This is a genomic window from Exiguobacterium alkaliphilum (assembly GCF_018138125.1).
Taxonomy (GTDB): Bacteria; Bacillota; Bacilli; order Exiguobacteriales; family Exiguobacteriaceae; genus Exiguobacterium; species Exiguobacterium alkaliphilum.
In genome coordinates this window covers 2,093,174-2,106,770 of the sequence record NZ_CP073101.1, presented here as the reverse complement: position 1 = coordinate 2,106,770, position 13,597 = coordinate 2,093,174, and the positions used below count along the sequence as shown (strand labels likewise).

Genomic DNA, 13,597 nt, shown 5'->3' with positions numbered 1-13,597 from the left:
ATTGTCACAACGTGTAACTGTCATCGGGGCCGGGCTTGCCGGTTCCGAGGCGGCTTGGCAACTCGCGAAGCGCGGGATTCAAGTCGACTTATATGAAATGAGACCGGTTCGTCAAACACCGGCCCACCATACCGACCAATTCGCAGAGCTCGTCTGCTCGAACTCGCTTCGGGCGAACGGCCTGCAAAATGCAGTCGGCGTCCTGAAAGAAGAAATGCGCACGCTCGATTCGCTTATCTTGAAAGCGGCGGATACGGCGAGCGTCCCTGCCGGTGGCGCGCTCGCCGTCGATCGGCATGACTTTGCCGGCTTCGTCACTGACACGCTAAAGAACCATCCGAACGTGACCGTTCACAACGAAGAGATTCAAGCGATTCCAGACGGCATCGTCATCGTGGCGACGGGGCCGCTCACGTCACCTGACTTGTCGGCTTCGCTCAAAGCATTCACAGGCGAAGACTACTTGTACTTCTACGATGCGGCCGCGCCGATTCTTGACGGGGAGACGATCGACCGCGACAAAGTATATTTGAAATCGCGTTACGATAAAGGCGAGGCGGCGTACCTGAACTGTCCGATGACAGAAGAAGAGTTCGACGTCTTCTATGACGAACTCGTCAAAGCCGAAGTCGTCCCGCTTAAAGAGTTCGAGAAAGAGATTTATTTCGAAGGGTGCATGCCGTTCGAGGTGCTCGCCCAGCGCGGGAAAAAGACGCTTCTGTTCGGACCGATGAAACCGGTCGGCCTTGAAGATCCGAAGACGAATAAGCGTCCGCATGCGGTCGTACAACTTCGTCAAGACAACTCGGCCGGGACGCTTTTCAACTTGGTCGGGTTCCAGACCCATTTGAAATGGGGCGAGCAAAAGCGCATCATCCAACTCATCCCGGGACTTGAGAACGCTGAGATCGTCCGTTACGGTGTGATGCACCGTAACACGTTCATCAACTCGCCGAACTTGCTCAAGCCGACATATCAGGCGCGTACGCGTGACACACTCTTCTTCGCCGGACAAATGACGGGCGTCGAAGGTTACGTCGAGTCTGCCGCTTCAGGACTCCTTGCCGGAATCAATGCGGCGAAACTGATTCAAGGGGAAGAGTTGGTCGTGCTCCCACGTGAGACGATGCTCGGTTCGATGGCGCACTACATCACGACGACGGACGGAAAGCACTTCCAACCGATGAACGCAAACTTTGGACTTGTGCCGTCGCTTGAAGACGCGCCGAAGAAAATGAAGAAACAAGAACGCTACGAGAAATACGCCAATCGTGCCCTTGAGACGATCCAACAGTATAAAGAGATTTAAGGGAAGGGAGCCATTATTTGGCTTCCTTTTTTCTGAATTTAAATTTCAATTGTGTAATTTGTACAACACTTTGAAAATTTTCAGATTATTGAAGGGCTATCTATTGTCACCTTACTTTCTGTATGCTATGCTAATTTCGATTTGACGGGAACAGGCGTTTTTATGCCAAAAACAAGGGGGCGAGCGAATGGGATTCGGCGTGGATCAACAATCATTTTTACGCTATTGCCAAGTCGAACGACGACTGTCGCCTCATACAAAACGCTCTTATGGGCAGACGCTTGACCAGTACGCCGCATATTGCCAAACGACGCATCTCGATCCGTATGATGTGGAGTCGGCGCGGCGTTATTTATATGCTCTTTACGAGGCGGACGCCAAGACGACGACCGTCTCGCAAAAAGTATCTTGCCTGAAGCAGTTCGGGAAGTTCATCGCCCGTGAAAACGGGGGGGAACCGCTGTTTCATGGCCTGACGTCACCGAAGCGACGCAAGTCGTTGCCGACGTTTGCCGTTCCGAGTGAGGTAGAACAGCTGCTTCATGCCGCGGCAGCCGAGGAGGACCCGTTTATGCGCGCACGTGACGTCGCCATCGTCGAGATGCTGTATGGCACCGGGATGCGCGTGGCGGAACTGTGCGGAATGGACCTCGCGTCGTATGACAAGGCGCTCGCCTTCGTCCATGTCGTCGGGAAAGGGAAGAAGGAACGCTACATCCCGCTCGGCAAATATGCGATGGAAGCGCTCGACCGCTATCTGCTCGTCAGACAGGCGCATACTAGTGCCGAGGAAACGGCTTTATTTCTCGGTCAAAACGGGAATCGAGTGACAACAGACCAAATCCGGTATGTTATGAAGCGGCTACGGAAACGCGGTGGTCTCCAGAAACCGTTGACACCGCACTCGCTCCGCCACAGCTTTGCGACCGATCTATTAGAACGCGGGGCTGATCTTCGTGCCGTCCAAGAATTACTCGGCCACGAATCGCTGTCGACGACGGGGCGCTATACGCATGTGTCGACCGAACGGCTGAGGGCGGTCTATCAAGCAACACATCCGAGAAAGTAGGGGGTCATACTATGTTCCATGCAACAACGATTTTTGCAGTCCGACACGAAGGCAAAGGCGCAATGAGCGGGGACGGACAAGTCACGCTCGGAAACGCGGTCATCATGAAGAACAAAGCGAAAAAAGTACGCCGGCTCTATGGCGGAAAAGTCGTAGCCGGTTTCGCCGGTAGCGTCGCCGACGCGTTCACCCTGTTCGAGAAGTTCGAGTCAAAGCTCGAGATGTATAACGGGAATTTGCCGCGGGCGGCCGTCGAACTCGCGAAAGAGTGGCGCGGCGATAAAATGCTCCGTCAGCTCGAAGCGCTCCTCATCGTCATGGACGCCGATCACTTGCTTCTCGTCTCAGGTAACGGCGAAGTGATTGAACCGGATGACGGCATCCTCGCTATCGGGTCGGGCGGCAATTACGCCCTGGCTGCGGGGCGGGCCCTCGTCCGCTACTCGCCAGAAAAATCGGCCGAAGAGATCGCGCGAGCCGCACTCGAGATTGCTGGAGAGCTATGTGTCTATACGAACGACCAAGTCATTGTCGAAACAATTGGAGGCGATTCGAAATGAAACGTGAATTGACACCACGCCAAATCGTGTCGGAACTAGACCGCTTCGTCATCGGCCAAAAAGATGCGAAACGGGCAGTCGCGATCGCACTTCGTAACCGCTATCGCCGTCAAAAGCTGAGCGCGGACCTTCGGGATGAAGTGACGCCGAAAAATATCTTGATGATCGGCCCGACCGGTGTCGGGAAGACCGAGATTGCCCGCCGTCTCGCCAAACTCGTCGGTGCCCCGTTCGTCAAGGTCGAGGCGACGAAGTTCACAGAAGTCGGCTACGTCGGCCGCGACGTCGAATCGATGGTCCGGGACCTCGTTGAGGCGTCAGTCCGTCTCGTCAAAGAAGACAAGAAGGAAGGCGTCAAAGACCAAGCCGAAGCCGTCGCCAAGGAGCGGATCCTCGATGCGCTTCAAGGGAAGGCGAAAGCCGCCCCGACAGCCTCGAACCCGTTCGAGGCACTGTTTGGCGGTCAGGCGCAACAGGCAGAACCGGCGACCGACTCGACACAAGCGAGCGATCGGGCCCAGCTTCGGCGCCTGCTCGAGCTCGGCGAGTTGGAGGAACGGTTGATTGAAGTCGATTTGGAAGAGAAGCAGACGGTCGACTTGTTCCAAGGGCAAGGGATGGAAGGGCTGTCGAACCTTCAAGACATGCTCGGACAAATCGTGCCGAAGAAACGGAAGAAGCGGAAAATCACGGTCCGTGAGGCCCGCCCGCTCCTCATCGCCGAAGAGGCGGAGAACTTGCTCGACATGAACGAGGTCCATGACGAGGCCGTGCAGCGTAGCGAACAGATGGGGATCATCTTCGTCGATGAAATCGACAAGATTGCCACGAAGTCGCAAGACCATGCCGGCGTCTCGCGTGAAGGCGTTCAGCGCGACATCCTGCCAATCGTCGAAGGGTCGACGGTCGTGACAAAATACGGTCCCGTCAAAACGGATCACGTCCTTTTCATCGCGGCCGGAGCGTTCCATATGGCGAAGCCGTCCGATTTGATTCCGGAGCTGCAAGGGCGCTTCCCGATTCGCGTCGAGCTGAGCAGCTTGACGGAAGAAGACTTCGTCAAGATTTTGACCGAACCGTCGCAAGCGCTCATCAAGCAATATACGGCGCTCCTCGAGTCTGAAGAGATCGGGGTCGAGTTCACCCATGAGGCGATTGAAGAGATTGCGAAGATTGCGACGCACGTCAACCGCGAGACGGATGACATCGGCGCACGTCGCCTTTATACGATCATGGAACGTGTGCTCGAGGACTTGTCGTTCGAGGCGGCCGACATGCCACAGACGAACGTTCAAATCACACCTGCTTACGTCAAAGAAAAAGTCGGTTCGATTGCGGAAGATCGAGACTTAAGCCAATATATACTATAAGATTCTGTATGCACATACAGGGAGGAAAATCAGAACTATGAACTTACTAGATAAAACACGCCAATTGAACACGATGCTTCAACAAGAGGCGAGCGCGCACGTCGACTTTAAAGAGATGGCGGACAAGATGCGTGAAGTGCTTGAGGCGAACACATTCATCGTCAGCCGTCGCGGCCGCTTGCTCGGCTTTGCGATCAAACAACAGATTGAAAATGAGCGGATGAAGGCGTTCCTTGTCGACCGCCAGTTCCCGGAGCCGTATGCGTCGAACTTGTTCAACGTGAAAGAGACGACGGAAAATATCGATATCGATAGCGAATATACGGCGTTCCCGGTTGAGAACCGCGAACTCTTCCTCGAATCGAAGACGACGATCGTTCCGATTATCGGCGGCGGCGAACGTCTCGGCACGCTCGTGCTCGGACGCTTGAATAACGAATTCACGCAAGACGACCTCGTCCTCGCAGAATATAGCGCGACAGTCGTTGGGATGGAGATCTTGCGTGAAAAAGCGGCGGAAGCCGAGGCGTCTGCCCGGAAGAAGGCAGTCGTGCAAATGGCGATCAACTCCCTCTCGTATTCTGAACTCGAAGCGATTGAGCACATCTTCGAAGAGCTCGGTGGAAACGAAGGATTGTTAGTTGCTTCCAAAATTGCCGATAGAGTGGGAATCACTCGTTCGGTTATCGTCAACGCGCTACGGAAGCTCGAGAGCGCCGGCGTCATCGAATCTCGCTCGCTCGGGATGAAAGGAACCTATATCAAGATACTGAATGATAATTTCTTGTTTGAGTTACAGAAGCTGAAATCTAATTGAAACAGAGCAAGTTCATCACGAACAGCCTTACAATCGCTAGATAAAGACCGCTTTAGGTCCAAAAACCCGTTCTTTCGAATGAAAGAACGGGTTTTTTAGTGCAAAAGTAATTATTTTCAGAATATGTCGTAAATTCGACAAAAAGAAGCTAGACCATTTACCTGTTTTCCTAAAAATATCTTTCAGAACTGTTACAGATTTGTTTCAATGTAATAGTAGAATTTCCAAATAAGGTATATACATGCATCTTTATGTGAAAGCGAGTGAGCCGCATGAAATGGATTGGCACCGACTATCAGTTGATGAAGCAAGCGATCAACCATTCGGTCTTACACCAGAAAGTGATCAGTCATAATTTGTCGAATATCGATACCCCGAATTTTAAAGCGAAACAAGCCGTCTTCGAACAGACGCTATCGAACGAGATGCGGTTGAAACTTGCCGGCGGGCGACCGAGCGAGCGGGCGACGAGCCAAATCGTCGACCGTGCAGGAGGTGCGATGCGCAGTGACGGGAATAACGTCGACCTCGATTTCGAGATGAGTGAACTAGCGCGGAACCAATTGCAATATGAGGCGATGATGGAACAACTCAACCGTCGGCTCGGTGGTTTGAAGACGGTGATACGAGGAGGACGTTAACGATGGGGATGTTTGATAGTTTTCATATCTCAGCGACGGCGCTGACGTCACAACGGTTACGGATGGACACCGTCTCAGCGAATATCGCGAACGCGCAGACGACACGCGGCAAACTTGTCGATGGAGAATGGCAGCCGTATACGCGTAAGATGACGGTGCTTCAGGAAGCGCCGTTTCGAAAACAGTTATCGAACGCCGTCTCGGGCGGCTTGCAAGTGGCGCGAATCGTCGAGGACGAGGCGCCTTATAAATTGTCTTATGACCCGTCGCATCCCGACGCGGACGAACGCGGCTACGTGCAGTTGCCGAACGTGGACTTGTTAAAAGAGATGGTCGACCTGATGGGGGCGACCCGCTCATACGAGGCCAACGTGGCGGCGATGAATGCGACGAAGGCGATGCTCGTCAAAGCGATGGAAATTGGTAAAGGATAAGGAGTGAAGACGGATGCAAATCAATCCGATTTCGATGATTGGAACTCAACCGACCGGGGTGAACCCGGTGAAAGATACGCCATCTCAATTTGGATCGTATTTGAATGAGGCGATGCGCTCGTTGAACGACGTGCAACAGGCGACGAGTGCGGCTCGCGCCGACCTTGCCGTCGGAAAAGCCGACCTTCATCAAGTGATGATTCAAAGTGAAGAGTCGTCGATAGCGATGCAACTCGCGATTGAGGTGCGGAACAAGGCTGTCGAAGCCTATCAAGAAATGATGCGAATGCAAGTTTAATGTAGAGGATGACGAGTTGCGATGAATGAGAAGTTAAAAGAACGATTCAGTTCACTGACGGGTTCGCTCCAAGCGTTGCCGAAGAACCGTAAAATCTTTTGGGGCATCGTCATCGCCGGCGTATTACTCGTCGCGGTGGTCTTGACCATGTTGCTCGCACGACCGAACATGGCGCCTCTGTACACGAACTTGTCGGCCCAAGAAGCCGGAGAAGTGACAGAGAAGCTGACGGCTGACGGAGTGAAATCAGAAATTAAAGCGACCTCGAACGGGGTGAGTGTTTATGTCCCGAGCGAACGGGTCGACCAGTTGAAAGTCAATTTGGCCGCGGCTGGAATCCCGAAGTCGGGTGCCATCGATTATAGCTTTTTCAGCGACAACGCCGGGTTCGGGACGACCGACCGTGAGATGGCCGTGATCGAACGAAGCGCGATGCAAACCGAGCTCGAACGATTGATCACGCAAATCGAAGGCATCAATCAGGCAAAAGTCATCATCTCGCTACCCGAGAAGTCTGTCTTTCTAGCAGAGGACCAAGGCGAACCGACGGCGTCAATCGTCTTGAACCTCGGTGCTGGGACGTCACTCGAACCGGCGACGGTGAAAGGACTGTATCACTTGATTAGTAAGAGCGTACCGAACTTGAAGCCGGAAAACATCTCGATTATGGACCAATACTTCACGTATTACGACCTGGACCAGTCGACGATGGCCGGCGGTGGCTCGACCGACCCGCTCGCTTTGAAGCGCCAAGTCGAGAAAGACGTACGTCAACAGATTCAACAGATGCTCTCGGTGCTTCTCGGTGAGCGTAGCGTGCTCGTATCGGTCACAGCCGACATCGACACGACGCAGACGGCAGAAGAGCAAAACCTCGTCACCCCGGTCAATGAAGACAGCATGGAAGGGATCGTCACATCGGCCGAACGAATCGCCGAGGCGTACACAGGCGGGACCGGAGCGCAAACAGCAGCCGGGACGGCCGAGAACGACACGGTCAACTTCCCAGCCGCGACGGGTACCGGTAACGAAGAGAGCGAGAAAAATCATGAAATCATCAACTATGAAGTGAATCGCATCACAAAACAGATCCAAAACGCGCCGTACACGATTCGAGACCTCGGTGTCCAGCTCATCGTCGAACCACCGAACGGGGCGACGACGATTGACCCGCAACTCGAAGGTGACCTCGAGACGATGATGTATTCGATTATCCGCACATCGCTCGCGAAGACGGGCGAAGCCCTCACGGAAGCGGAATTGGAACAAAAAGTCGTCGTCGTGTCTCGCCCGTTCGCAGAAGCGGAAGCGGTCGCGACGACCGAGCAAGCGACGCCATGGTGGATGTATGCCGCCGCAGCCGGCGCGGTCGTCCTACTCGCCCTCGTCTTCTTCGCACTACGCAAGCGCAAGCAAGAGCCGCTCGCTGAGACGAACGAGTGGGAAGTCCCATATGAAGACGAAGTGCCGGACCTCGACCTTGAAGAACGAGGCGAAGGCGCCGTCAAGAAGAAACAGTTGGAGAAATTGGCAGAGAGCAACCCAGAAGAGTTCGCCAAGCTTCTTCGTACTTGGATGTCTGAGGAGTGAGTACCGTGAACTATGCAAAACAATCGAACCGAGAAAAAGCGGCGATGCTCATGATCTCGCTCGGACCAGAAGTCGCGGCGAACGTGTACAAGCATCTGTCCGAAGAAGAGATGGAGCAGTTAACGCTACAAATCTCGGCACTGAAAAAAGTATCGCCTGAACAGAAAGAGACGATCATGGGCGAGTTCCATGAGCTCGCGATGGCACAGAGCTACATTACGCAAGGTGGCATCGGCTTCGCGAAGACGGTGCTTGAAAAAGCGGTCGGGGAAGAGAAGGCGATGGCCCTCATCCACCGTCTCACCTCGACGCTCCAAGTCAGACCGTTCGAGTTCGCGCGAAAAGCCGATCCGAAGCAGTTGCTCAACTTTATCCAAAACGAGCACCCGCAAACGATCGCGTTGATTTTGGCTCACCTCGAGCCGGTCAAATCAGGACAAATCTTATCCGAACTGCCGCCTGAGATTCAATCGGAAGTCGCCAAACGGATTGCGACGATGGACCGGCTCAACCCGGACGTCATCCATGAAGTCGAGCAGATTCTCGAGAAGAACTTGTCGCAGACCGACATGCAGGACTACGCGCAGTCTGGTGGAATCGAAGCGGTCGTCGAAGTGCTCAACGGCGTCGACCGGACGACGGAGCGGACGATTCTCGATGCGCTTGAAATCGAAGACCCGGAGCTCGCCGAAGAGATCAAAAAGCGGATGTTCGTGTTCGAAGATATCGTCACGCTCGACTCGCGGGCGATACAACGGATTATCCGGGAAGTGGCGAACGACGATCTTTTGCTCGCGCTCAAAGTCTCGTCCGAAGAAGTCAAACAAATCATCTTCAAAAACATGTCACAGCGAATGGTGGATACGTTCAAAGAAGACATGGAATTCATGGGACCTGTGCGGTTGCGTGACGTCGAAGAAGCGCAAAGTCGTATCGTCGGGATTATCCGTCGCCTAGAAGACGTCGGAGAAATCGTGATCAGTCGCGGTGGAGGAGATGACATCGTTGTCTAATGTGATTAAACGAGGACGGGCGACAGCGTTCGAGCCGCAACGGATCGACTCGAAGCCGTTGTTTGAGGCGGTTGAGGTAGTACCCGAGATCGATCACGAGTCAGGAATCGCGGCCCGTTATGAAAAACTCAGGCAAGAAGAAGCCGAAGCCAGCGAACGGTGGCACGCCGCAGAAGAGACGATTGAGCGCTTAAAAGCCGAGGCGCTTGAAGCGGCTTACAACGAAGGCTATGCCGCGGGGTTTGACCAAGGGCATGGCGAAGGGAAGGCGACGTTCGATGAGTTGACGACCCGATTGAACACGGTGCTCGTCGAACTCGAACAGTTATACGACGATAAGTGGCGCTCGGCCGAACGCCAACTCGTCGAGCTCGCGGTCGAGGTCGCCGCCAAGTTGACGACCGACCTCATCCGAAAAGATGAGCAGCTGTTCGCCGATTTGATTCGTGACCAAGTCTTGCGTGAGCCCGACGCCGACAGTTTGACCATCTATGTCCATCCGACCCGCCTCGCCTCGATTCAACGGTTCGAGACGATGTGGCAGACGGACAATGCACCGTTGATGAAATATCGGGCCGACGCGTCGCTAGATGAGGTGAGCGTCCGAATCGAGACGCCGCACCACGGCAGTGAGCGCGACGTGTCCTACAGTTTGGAACGGATTCGGGCGACGATCGAGGAGGTATTGGCCGATGGGGCTTATTGATCTCGTCACGGAGACCGTCTCCCGGTCACCGGAAGACGAATACGTCCGGAAAGTCGGGCGCGTCTGTCGCGTCGTCGGATTGATGATCGAAGCGAGCGGGCCGAGCGCGTTCATCGGTGAGCGGTGCCTCATCGAGTTGCCGAACGGTCCAGCCGTTGAAGCGGAAGTCGTCGGATTCAACGATGCGCGCGTGCTCCTCATGCCTTACGGCGAGACGACTCAAATCGCACCCGGTTGTATCGTCAAAGGGACCGGCCGCATGCTCCAAGTGCCGGTCGGGTTCGAGTTGATTGGTCAAGTGCTCGATGGGCTCGGCCGTCCGTTATCCGGGGAAGGTAAGCGCCCGGCAAAACGATACGACGTATTGCGCAAGCCGCCGAACCCGCTCGAACGGCCGCGAATCCTCGACTCCTTATCGACCGGGGTCCGCGTCATCGACGGGCTATTGACCGTCGGCAAAGGACAACGGGTCGGCTTGTTTGCCGGATCGGGTGTCGGGAAGTCGACATTGCTCGGCATGATCGCCAAACGCTCGTCCGCACACGTTAACGTCATCGCGTTGATTGGTGAGCGGGGGCGGGAAGTGAAAGAGTTTATCGAGAAAGAGCTCGGGCCAGAAGGGATGGCGCGTTCGGTCGTCATCGTGGCGACGAGCGATCAACCGCCACTCGTCCGATTGAAAGGTGCCTATACGGCAACGGCGATTGCCGAGTATTTCCGCGACCAAGGGAAAGAAGTCGTGTTGATGATGGATTCGGTGACGCGTTTCGCGATGGCGCAACGTGAAATCGGGCTCGCCACAGGCGAACCCCCGACATCTAAAGGGTACACCCCGTCCGTTTTCGCCATGTTGCCGCAACTACTCGAGCGGAGCGGGACGGCTGTCACCGGCTCCATCACGGCGTTTTACACCGTACTCGTCGATGGGGACGACATGAACGAACCGATTGCCGATGCCGTTCGCGGGATACTCGATGGTCACTTCGTCATGGACCGTGCCCTCGCGAACCGTGGCCAGTTCCCGGCCATTCACGTGTTGAAGTCGATTAGTCGGGTCATGAACCAAATCGCCTCACCGCTACATCGCGAAGATGCGATCACGTTCCGCAGCTGGCTCGCCACGTACCTAGACGCAGAAGACTTAATCAATATCGGTGCATACAAAAAAGGGACGAATCCAGCGATTGACACGGCCATCGATCACTATCCGGGGCTGCTGACGTTTTTGAAGCAATCGATTGAAGAAGAGGCGTCGTTCGAGCAAACAATCGAGCGGTTGGCCGGAATCGCAAGAGGTGACAGATGAACAGATTATTACTAGAACGAATCATGCCGATCGCTGAACATGAAAAAGAAGAGACGGCGACCGAGATGAGGTCGTTGAAGGCACGATTTGAGGCAGATATGGAAGCGTTATACCGTCTGCTCGTCACGTATGAGTCGCTTATGAAGAGTCAGGATGAACAGTCTGGTACGGTCGACTTGCTCATGTCACAGTATCGCGAGAAGACGCGCGACCTGCTGAAGCGACAAATCGAGACGCAACAGCTCGTCGTGACCCAATCGCGCAATCGCTATCATTTGGCGCAAGAGCGTCTGCTCGGGAAAGTCGTCGAAGAGAAAAAATACGTGACGCTCCATGAGAAGGCGAGCCAACAAGAAGTTGCCGCCACAAAAGCGACGGAGCAATCCTTCATTGACGAGCTCGCCGTCATTCACCACGGGAAAGGGAAGTAAGCGGATGGAAAAAGAGAACAGTAGACGTGGAGTCCAGTTGTTGGTCGCCCTTGTCCTCATCCCGGCGATCTTCCTACTCGTCGGAGGTATCGTCGTCATGAACTATGCGATGGATCGCCCACTCTTATCGGTACCGTTCATCGAAACGAAGCAAGAACCGGTGACGGAAAAGAGCGTGAACGTGACAGGGATTGATTCGGATGCTACGAACCGGTTGAAAGTGGCCAACGCTGAAATCGAGAAACTGCGTAATGAAAACGTCGAATTGACGAATGAAGTGAAGGCAAGACAAGAGGAAGTGTCACGTCTCATCAAAGAACGTGACCGTCTCATCGCCGAACTGAGTGCCGCTGCAGAAGTCGAGGCGACGACGTCCGACGTGTCACGCGTCTACGAAGAGATGTCGGCCAAACAGGCTGCGGCCATCATGAACGAGTTAGAGAGCCCACAGGTGGCCAAACTGTTAAAAGAACTATCACCAAAACAACAAGCCGACATACTTGGCCGAATGGATGCACAACGGGCCGCCGTTGTCACCCAGCTGTTGCAATAGGGAGGAGGTCGAATCAATGAATATCGCGTTACTCGGACAAGCCGTGCAAGGAACGGCACAAAAAAACGGGGAAGCGGGTGCTTCTCCGACAGGTCATTTTTTACAATTGCTCACTTCCATGCTCGGGTCGTTCACAGATACGCCGCAGCAACCGGTCAAGTCAGACGGTGAATCGGCTCAATCATTGCCGACCGAAGAACTCTCGTCAGAGCTCGAGCGATGGCTGCAACAGCCGGACAGTCTCGAGTGGTTAAAAGGCTTGCCACGAGACGCCTATCGCCAGTTCATGGACGCCTATACGAGCTTGTTGACAGAAGCGGCATCTTTAGAATCGATGTCACCAGAGGCGATGGTGCCCGCGACCAACGTCGTGGCACACGTGTTAGACGGAACGAAGCAGACGGCGCATGCTTCGATCATTCCAGCAATGATTGAACGTGATTTGAAACGGGATGTACCATCCATGTCGACGCGAGGCGGGTTCGAGACGAACGTCCGCATCGTGCAGCAAATCGTGACGCAATTTAACGGGACGTTTGGCCAGGCTCAAAACACTTTACCCGAAGGAAAACAACCTGAAACCCCGTTGACGACAATCGTGAAAGAATCGCTCGAACTGTTGCCAAAAGGTGGGACGTGGACGAGACCTCAAATCGATGTCGACACCGTGATGTACGCTTCGAAGAGTTCGTTGCCTGAAAATTTGAAAGCGCGAATCGAGGCGGCACTGCAACGAGCCCCATTCCAAAGTGGAGCGGACGGATCGAAAGTGTTCACGGTCCGGCTCTATCCAGAACAACTCGGTGAGCTTGTCGTGAAGTTGGAACGTCAAAACGGAGAGCTCGTCGTCAAGTTGTTCGCGAGCAACCAAGATGCGAAACAACTGCTTCAATCACAACTTCAACAATTGCATCAGACGCTGCAACCGCTCACGCCGAACGTCCGCATCGAGGTGAACTTGACACAACAGGCGCTTGATGCCAAAACGCCGACTTCAAGCGGCGAACAACCTGACGCTGAACGGGAAGGGCAGCAACAGCCGAAAGGAGAATCTGACGATGACGACCATCCAACCGAAGACGAGTGACTATTCGTTGCCCGATCAATCCGCACCGAAAGCGACGAACCAGTACGACAAGAACATGTTCTTGAAACTGCTTCTCGCGCAACTCGCAAACCAAGACCCGATGTCGCCGATGGAAGACCGTGAGTTCATCGCCCAGATGGCGCAGTTCTCTTCGCTCGAACAGATGCAGACGATCTCGAAACAACTCGACTCGGTCCTCTTCGATCGGCATATGTCCTCGATTTCCGAGTTCAGCAATATGATCGGAAAGACCATCGACTACAAAACCGAGACAGCGACCGAGACGATTCGAGGGTCAGCCCGTGTCGTCTCGATCTCAAGAACGGATGAGGCCGGCTACATGGCCGACCTAGAAGACGGTACGTCCGTCAGCGTGTACGACATCACGTCCATCAAACAAGCATAGGAGGAAT

Annotated in this window: 16 protein-coding genes; all 16 read left to right on the top strand. The window is 54.4% G+C overall.

The window, feature by feature from the left end; genetic code table 11:
• Nucleotide 1 precedes the first annotated feature (1 nt).
• Entirely contained in the window at nucleotides 2–1,309 is a 1,308-nt protein-coding gene (gene trmFO / locus KB235_RS10895) for an FADH(2)-oxidizing methylenetetrahydrofolate--tRNA-(uracil(54)-C(5))-methyltransferase TrmFO (protein ID WP_034815086.1), read from the top strand.
• A 187-nt stretch (nucleotides 1,310–1,496) separates the two neighbouring features.
• The gene (locus KB235_RS10890; protein ID WP_211779640.1) at nucleotides 1,497–2,378 is read left to right on the top strand and encodes a tyrosine recombinase XerC; all 882 of its coding nucleotides are present in this window, start codon (nucleotides 1,497–1,499) and stop codon (nucleotides 2,376–2,378) included.
• An 11-nt stretch (nucleotides 2,379–2,389) separates the two neighbouring features.
• A complete protein-coding gene (gene hslV / locus KB235_RS10885) occupies nucleotides 2,390–2,938 on the top strand; it encodes an ATP-dependent protease subunit HslV (RefSeq protein WP_034808912.1) in 549 nt (182 codons plus the stop codon).
• Nucleotides 2,935–4,308, top strand: a complete 1,374-nt coding sequence (gene hslU, locus KB235_RS10880; protein WP_034808910.1) for an ATP-dependent protease ATPase subunit HslU — start codon at nucleotides 2,935–2,937, stop codon at nucleotides 4,306–4,308. Before hslV ends, hslU begins: the two co-directional genes overlap by 4 nt.
• A gap of 37 nt (nucleotides 4,309–4,345) precedes the next feature.
• Nucleotides 4,346–5,125, top strand: a complete 780-nt coding sequence (gene codY, locus KB235_RS10875; protein ID WP_024370097.1) for a GTP-sensing pleiotropic transcriptional regulator CodY — start codon at nucleotides 4,346–4,348, stop codon at nucleotides 5,123–5,125.
• A 272-nt stretch (nucleotides 5,126–5,397) separates the two neighbouring features.
• On the top strand, nucleotides 5,398–5,766 hold the full coding sequence (gene flgB, locus KB235_RS10870; RefSeq protein WP_034808906.1) for a flagellar basal body rod protein FlgB: 369 nt from the start codon (nucleotides 5,398–5,400) through the stop codon (nucleotides 5,764–5,766).
• 2 nt (nucleotides 5,767–5,768) lie between these two features.
• Entirely contained in the window at nucleotides 5,769–6,200 is a 432-nt protein-coding gene (gene flgC / locus KB235_RS10865) for a flagellar basal body rod protein FlgC (RefSeq protein ID WP_211779639.1), read from the top strand.
• A 13-nt stretch (nucleotides 6,201–6,213) separates the two neighbouring features.
• Entirely contained in the window at nucleotides 6,214–6,498 is a 285-nt protein-coding gene (fliE, locus tag KB235_RS10860; protein WP_034808903.1) for a flagellar hook-basal body complex protein FliE, read from the top strand.
• Between the two features lie 21 nt (nucleotides 6,499–6,519).
• Entirely contained in the window at nucleotides 6,520–8,088 is a 1,569-nt protein-coding gene (fliF, locus tag KB235_RS10855; RefSeq protein WP_034815092.1) for a flagellar basal-body MS-ring/collar protein FliF, read from the top strand.
• 5 nt (nucleotides 8,089–8,093) lie between these two features.
• A complete protein-coding gene (gene fliG / locus KB235_RS10850) occupies nucleotides 8,094–9,101 on the top strand; it encodes a flagellar motor switch protein FliG (protein WP_034808899.1) in 1,008 nt (335 codons plus the stop codon).
• Complete coding sequence (locus KB235_RS10845) at nucleotides 9,085–9,807, top strand: FliH/SctL family protein (RefSeq protein ID WP_211779638.1); 723 nt, start codon at nucleotides 9,085–9,087, stop codon at nucleotides 9,805–9,807. The genes fliG and KB235_RS10845 overlap by 17 nt, the downstream gene beginning before the upstream one ends.
• Nucleotides 9,794–11,113, top strand: a complete 1,320-nt coding sequence (gene fliI, locus KB235_RS10840) for a flagellar protein export ATPase FliI (protein WP_034808895.1) — start codon at nucleotides 9,794–9,796, stop codon at nucleotides 11,111–11,113. Before KB235_RS10845 ends, fliI begins: the two co-directional genes overlap by 14 nt.
• Nucleotides 11,110–11,544 carry a flagellar FliJ family protein gene (locus KB235_RS10835; RefSeq protein ID WP_034808893.1) on the top strand — a complete coding sequence of 145 codons (435 nt, stop codon included), beginning with the start codon at nucleotides 11,110–11,112 and terminating at the stop codon, nucleotides 11,542–11,544. Before fliI ends, KB235_RS10835 begins: the two co-directional genes overlap by 4 nt.
• A 4-nt stretch (nucleotides 11,545–11,548) precedes the next feature.
• Entirely contained in the window at nucleotides 11,549–12,097 is a 549-nt protein-coding gene (locus tag KB235_RS10830) for a MotE family protein (RefSeq protein WP_034808892.1), read from the top strand.
• 16 nt (nucleotides 12,098–12,113) lie between these two features.
• Nucleotides 12,114–13,184 carry a flagellar hook-length control protein FliK gene (locus KB235_RS10825; protein ID WP_211779637.1) on the top strand — a complete coding sequence of 357 codons (1,071 nt, stop codon included), beginning with the start codon at nucleotides 12,114–12,116 and terminating at the stop codon, nucleotides 13,182–13,184.
• Nucleotides 13,156–13,590, top strand: a complete 435-nt coding sequence (locus KB235_RS10820) for a flagellar hook capping FlgD N-terminal domain-containing protein (RefSeq protein WP_034815098.1) — start codon at nucleotides 13,156–13,158, stop codon at nucleotides 13,588–13,590. The genes KB235_RS10825 and KB235_RS10820 overlap by 29 nt, the downstream gene beginning before the upstream one ends.
• Nucleotides 13,591–13,597 lie beyond the last annotated feature (7 nt).